The 5,547-nt window shown below is 59.0% G+C and carries 7 protein-coding genes; 3 read left to right on the forward strand and 4 right to left on the reverse strand.

Annotation, left to right across the window (positions count from 1 at the left end):
• On the reverse strand, positions 1–339 hold a 339-nt coding region (locus tag AC2FNN_RS20940; RefSeq protein WP_496760390.1), incomplete at its 3' end, for an EamA family transporter.
• A 40-nt stretch (positions 340–379) separates the two neighbouring features.
• On the reverse strand, positions 380–979 hold the full coding sequence (locus tag AC2FNN_RS20945) for a LysE/ArgO family amino acid transporter (RefSeq protein ID WP_496760380.1): 600 nt from the start codon (positions 977–979) through the stop codon (positions 380–382).
• A gap of 87 nt (positions 980–1,066) precedes the next feature.
• Here AC2FNN_RS20945 and AC2FNN_RS20950 point away from each other — a divergent pair, with 87 nt between their 5' ends.
• Together AC2FNN_RS20950 and AC2FNN_RS20955 are read left to right on the forward strand one after the other, a co-directional pair.
• Positions 1,067–1,960, forward strand: a complete 894-nt coding sequence (locus tag AC2FNN_RS20950) for a LysR family transcriptional regulator ArgP (RefSeq protein ID WP_496760382.1) — start codon at positions 1,067–1,069, stop codon at positions 1,958–1,960.
• 26 nt (positions 1,961–1,986) lie between these two features.
• Positions 1,987–2,676 carry a nitroreductase family protein gene (locus tag AC2FNN_RS20955; protein WP_496760384.1) on the forward strand — a complete coding sequence of 230 codons (690 nt, stop codon included), beginning with the start codon at positions 1,987–1,989 and terminating at the stop codon, positions 2,674–2,676.
• An 11-nt stretch (positions 2,677–2,687) separates the two neighbouring features.
• On the opposite strand, the gene AC2FNN_RS20960 is transcribed toward AC2FNN_RS20955, so the two are convergent.
• Together AC2FNN_RS20960 and AC2FNN_RS20965 are read right to left on the reverse strand one after the other, a co-directional pair.
• Positions 2,688–3,965: an MFS transporter gene (locus AC2FNN_RS20960; protein ID WP_496760385.1), complete on the reverse strand. Its 1,278-nt coding sequence runs from the start codon at positions 3,963–3,965 to the stop codon at positions 2,688–2,690.
• A gap of 151 nt (positions 3,966–4,116) precedes the next feature.
• Positions 4,117–4,857 (reverse strand): YebC/PmpR family DNA-binding transcriptional regulator, encoded by a 741-nt coding sequence (locus AC2FNN_RS20965; protein ID WP_496760386.1) that lies wholly within the window; start codon positions 4,855–4,857, stop codon positions 4,117–4,119.
• 110 nt (positions 4,858–4,967) lie between these two features.
• On the opposite strand from AC2FNN_RS20965, the gene AC2FNN_RS20970 reads away from it, so the two are divergent.
• Positions 4,968–5,547: SLC13 family permease (locus tag AC2FNN_RS20970; RefSeq protein ID WP_496760388.1), on the forward strand; the 580-nt coding region annotated here is incomplete at its 3' end.

Raw genomic sequence — 5,547 nt, forward strand, 5'->3', positions numbered from 1 at the left:
TGTGACGTAAACCGGAGTCATGTAATTCATGGCTGTAACTTCGGCCAGTGGTATCTGTGTCATCGCAAAGAACCAGAGCATGACCGCAACCGCATGCACGACACCTCGCAGACCGAACAGCGTCAGCAGGCGGGGGGTCAGATGCGTCGCCATGATCGACCGCATGGCCGGCAAGAGAAACACCAACCCCAGCACATATCGCAGGAAGGCGGCCTGAATGGAATTCATCGATGTGCCCAGCGACTTCACCAGCGCGGTCATCACAACAAAGGACAAGCCGGCGGCGAACATCCAGAACATGCCGGCAAGCGGGCGGGACGATACGGTGGATGAAGTCATGTTCAAGGTTGAACACCGAAACCCGGCCGGGAACAACCCTTCACATGGTAACAAGTTTCAGCGCGATACCCAACATGACCACGCCAATCCCTGCGTCCAGCACCTGCCACGCCCTGGGGCGCGCAAAAACAGGCGACAGGATGCTTGCCCCATAGCCAAGCGAAAAGAAGAATAAAAAACTGGATGTCATCGCGCCGAGGGCGAAACCAAGCCGGTCGTCATATTGGGCCGAGATCGAACCGATCAGCACGACCGTATCCAGATATACATGCGGGTTCAGCCAGGTGAACGCGAATACCGTCAGCAGCGCGGCCTTGAGGCTGGTTCGCTGGCCATTGCCGATTTCCATCACCGAACCGCCCAGCCAGGACGACCGGAGACTGCGCAGGCCATACCAGATCAGGAATGCCGCCCCACCGTATCGCATCACGGTTTCGAACCAGGGTGCAGCCTGTGCCAGTGTGCCAAAACCTGCCACACCCGCTCCGATCAGGATGGCATCAGACACCGCGCAGGTCAGGCACAGAAAAAACACATGCTCGCGCCGCAAGCCCTGCCTCAGAATAAAGGCGTTCTGTGCCCCGATGGCGAGGATCAGACTGAAACCCAGCGCAAAACCGGCGATCACGGATGTTGGCATGGTATCTCCTGCGTTGCCATTGCGTTGACTAATGGTCGCGATGCGATCTATCAAATTAAAGATGTTGCCATCAGTTAAGTTTTGCTAATGTTGCTGGACCCTCACCAATTGGCCGCCTTGTCAGCCATTCTGCGCCATGGCAGCTTTGATGCGGCGGCGGCGGAACTGGCAGTAACCCCTTCGGCGATATCCCAGCGGATAAAAGCGCTGGAGGATCGCTTGGGCGCCTCGCTCATCCATCGGGGAACCCCTTGCACCGGAACGCCAGCCGGGCAGCGCATCGCACGTTACGCCGAAGATGTCGGTCTGCTGGAGGCGCAGCTGGCTCGGGAATTGACACTGGCACAAGAACCCGGGCCCGCGCGGGTTCGCGTGGCGGTTCCCGCCGACATTCTGGCCACCTGGTTCATTGACGCGATGGCGCGGGTGCCCGACATGCTTTTCGACCTTGTAATCGACGATCAGGACCATTCGGCGGATTGGCTGAGGCGCGGCGAGGTCAGCGCCGCCGTCACCGTCGGCGGACAAACCGTGAGCGGTTGCGACGCGATTGAGCTGGGCGTGTTGAGGTATCTGCCCACCGCCAGCCCGAAATTTGTGAACACCTGGTTCAAGAACGGCGTGACCGAGGAAACCCTCAGCAAAGCGCCCTGCCTTGTCTTCAACAGGAAGGACGGTCTGCAAAAAGCGTGGATCGCACATCACACCGGCAAACATCTGTCACCGCCTTTCCACTTCCTGCCATCTTCGCAAGGGTTCGTTGATGCCGCAATCGCCGGGATTGGCTGGGGCATGAACCCCGCAGCCCTTGTGCAAGACGCCATGGCGCGTAGGCTGCTGAGCCCGATCGTTCCCGATGCGCCACTGGACATCGCGCTCAGCTGGCAGGTCGGGCGGGTTCTTGCCCCGGCGCTCAAACCCCTTACACAGGCGGTCCAGCATGCTGCGCAACGGGTTTTACTACCGTCACACGGCATATAGTCAGACTCATTCGATTGGAGGAACCAATGTTCTCGCGCGACGCCCTCAGTTATGACCCCATTCCCCTGCCCGACCGATGCGAGATCAGTGATGCGGACATGCAGGACGCGGCAGTGGCTTTTTTTGACAAGATGCGGCGACGTCATACCGTTCGGGACTTCTCCACGCGCCCGGTGGCTCGTGACGTGATCGAAACCTGCCTGCGCACCGCGGGAACGGCCCCGTCAGGTGCAAACCACCAACCCTGGCATTTTGCTGCCGTCTCGGACCCCAAGCTGAAACTGCGCATCCGCGAGGAAGCCGAAGAAGAAGAGCGTCGCTTTTACGCGGGAGGGGCGGGCGATGAATGGATCAAGGCACTGGAACCCATCGGGACAAACGCGGTCAAGGAACATCTGACCATCGCCCCGTGGCTGATCGTGGTCTTTGCCCAACGCTGGGGGCAATTCGACGACGGGACGCGGTACAAGAATTACTATGTGCCGGAAAGTGTGAACATTGCCACCGGCTTTCTGCTGGCAGCGTTGCATCACGCCGGTCTCAGCACGTTGACGCATACCCCGAATCCGATGCGGTTTCTGACCGATGCGCTGGGTCGGCCCGCTTCAGAGAAACCGACAATGATCATCGCAGTTGGACATCCCTCGGAAACCGCGACCGTGCCGTCCGTGGCAAAGCTGAAAAAGCCCCTGGACGAGATTTCTTCCTTTTTCTGAGCGGAGCCGCATCAGCCCTGTGTGTCCGGGGCGTCCTTTCGGTCCGGCGACATCGTCAGATAGCATGTCACGCAGGCCACCAGGCTGGCCGCGACTATGAACCCGACGGCCAATGCAACCTCGTGCATATGGGCGACTGCGGCCAGGGCCACCGAAAGCAGCACCGCCAACAATCGAGTAAAAGACTTGATCGCGGCTGATCCCTGAACGCGCTGTTCCTTGGGCGCGACGTCCAGGAAATAAAGCTTGCGCGCGCTGCTGATCCCGGTCACCGCAACGGTGACAACAAACAGCGCGATCGCGTGCAGATGCACATCGTGATCAAAACCCAAGTAGTGAAATGCCAGAAGAACACCGCCGGTTGCGGCCACCATCAGTGTCCCGACCACCATGACGGCACGATGAGACTTCATGTTCACGACCTGCCACAAAGGCCCGGACACAAGATAGCCCGAAGCAGATGAAACAATCATCGCGGTCAGCCCCTTGGCCGAGCTGTGATGCGCCTCGGCCGCGATCAGCGCGAAGAACGGGACGGAAAGCGAAACAGCCACCAAAAGCATTCGCATGACCATGTAACGCCGAAACCACGAGTATTCGAACATGCCAAGAATACCCCGGGCATTGGCTTTGAACGACAGCTTTGCTTTGGGTCCGGTCTTGTTTGCCGGCTCCGCCGAGCGGGCATTCTCTGTCATGGCCAGCATCAAAAGCCCTGACAGCATGAAAAACGCAACCGATACGCCGATCATGGTTGAGTGGCGTGAAAAAGGTGGATTTTCCCTGGTGATCTGATGCACCAGCATGGCAAGGCCGATGGCAAACAGGCCCCCGCCCCCAAGTTGCAGGTAATGCAGAACCATGCGCGAACGCGAGTGGACATGATCGCCCAGCAGATCGGTGAACATCAGGTTCTGCACCTCGTCCACAAGACCGATCACGAAAAAGACCGCTATGAAAACCACTGCGATCAACGGAACGACCCCGGTCGCGGCGGCCACCATTGCCAGAACCAGACAGGATCCGATGATCGCTTCGGTCAGCGCGATGGCACGTTTCTTTTGCGATTTCGCCGCTATGGGTTGCGCCAGAAAGAAATCGGAAATCAGGCTGCCAATCATTCGCACCGAAACCAGGGCGCCCGCCACGAACATCGGCAATTCGAATGACACGGCCAGAAACGGCAAAACGACCGATGGGCTGCCCAGAGTCCACGCGACTTGAGACACGATACTCTGCCCAGCAAGAACCGGCACGTTTCGCTTGGCCTTTTCAGCAGTCGCATCCATCGCGGATCTTTCGGTGGCGTCACCCCGGAAATTCCGGGTTTTTTTTCAGCCTATGCGTTTCGAAGGGTTCAGCCAACAACTCTTCAAAACTGTCCAAAAACGAAAAAACCCGGCCGTTGAGTCGGGTTTCGCCATCACTATCCACAACAGCTCAGAGCTGCGCCATCACCTCATCCGAGGCTTCGAAATTGGTCGTGACACGCTGCACGTCGTCATCGTCTTCCAGCGCATCCACCAGCTTCATCAGCTTTTGCATGTCTTCCAGACCCAGCTCGGTCGTGGTGGTCGGCTTCCACACCAATTTGGTGGATTCCGATTCACCCAGCGCTTCTTCCAGCGCGTTCGAAACGTCGTTCAAATCGGTATCCGCGCACCAGATGATGTGGCCGTCTTCCGAGCTTTCGACATCCTCGGCACCGGCTTCGATCGCGGCTTCGAAAATCGTATCCGCATCGCCTGCATCCGCCTGATAGACAACCTCGCCCTTGCGGTCGAACATGAACCCGACCGAGCCCGTCTCGCCCAGATTGCCGCCGTTCTTGGAAAAGGTCGAACGCACGGTCGAGGCGGTGCGGTTGCGGTTGTCGGTCATGGTTTCGACAATCACGGCCACGCCGTTGGGGCCGTAGCCCTCATACCGAATCTCTTCGTATTCGTCGCCCTCACCGGCCACAGATTTCTTGATCGCGCGGTCAATCACATCCTTGGGAACCGAGTTCGACTTGGCCTCTTTCACGGCCAGACGCAAGCGCGGGTTCTTGTCGGGATCGGGGTCGCCCATCTTGGCGGCAACGGTGATCTCTTTCGACAGTTTGGAAAACAGTTTGGACCGCGCGGCGTCCTGACGCCCCTTGCGGTGCTGGATGTTGGCCCATTTTGAGTGGCCTGCCATAATGCGTCCTCGTCATCGTGATTGCGTGTTCGGCGCTCATATAGACGTTTGCAGGGGGCAGGATCAAGAGAGCGGCTTGCGACGGCTTCACCGACTAGTATGGTGACGGCATGACGACAGATCAGATCATTCTTTTTGCGCTTTTCATCACCGTCTTCGGAATGCTGCTGTGGGGCCGGTTTCGATACGACCTTGTGGCCTTTGCCGCGCTGATGATCGGCGTCGTGCTGGGCGTCGTGCCGGTGGATGGCGCCTTTGCCGGTTTCGGCCATCCGGCCACCATCATCGTGGCGCTGGTTTTGGTGGTATCTGCCGGTTTGGTCCGGTCCGGAGCAGTGTTCCTGATCACCCGCACGCTGGTTGATGCCTCGCGGGGCTTGGGTGCACATATCGCCCTGATGGGCGGGATCGGTGCGGTTCTGTCGGCCTTCATGAACAACGTGGCGGCACTGGCGCTGCTGATGCCCGTGGACATTCAGACCGCGCGCAAGGCGGGGCGATCGGTGGGCCTGTCGCTGATGCCGCTGAGCTTCGCCACTATTCTGGGGGGGATGGCGACGCTGATCGGCACACCTCCGAACATCATCATCGCGTCGATCCGGGCCGAAACACTGGGCGAGCCGTTTCACATGTTCGATTTCGCCCCGGTCGGTGGGCTGGCCGCAATCGCCGGCCTTGCTTTTGTCGCAC

Source organism: Ruegeria sp. BHSA118, assembly GCF_059613405.1.

What these genes read in the sequence shown, in the direction of transcription:
- AC2FNN_RS20945 (WP_496760380.1), bottom strand. Translation starts at nt 979, where the DNA reads ATGCCAACATCCGTGATCGCCGGTTTTGCGCTGGGTTTCAGTCTGATC.
- AC2FNN_RS20950 (WP_496760382.1), top strand. Translation starts at nt 1,067, where the DNA reads ATGTTGCTGGACCCTCACCAATTGGCCGCCTTGTCAGCCATTCTGCGC.
- AC2FNN_RS20955 (WP_496760384.1), top strand. Translation starts at nt 1,987, where the DNA reads ATGTTCTCGCGCGACGCCCTCAGTTATGACCCCATTCCCCTGCCCGAC.
- AC2FNN_RS20960 (WP_496760385.1), bottom strand. Translation starts at nt 3,965, where the DNA reads ATGGATGCGACTGCTGAAAAGGCCAAGCGAAACGTGCCGGTTCTTGCT.
- AC2FNN_RS20965 (WP_496760386.1), bottom strand. Translation starts at nt 4,857, where the DNA reads ATGGCAGGCCACTCAAAATGGGCCAACATCCAGCACCGCAAGGGGCGT.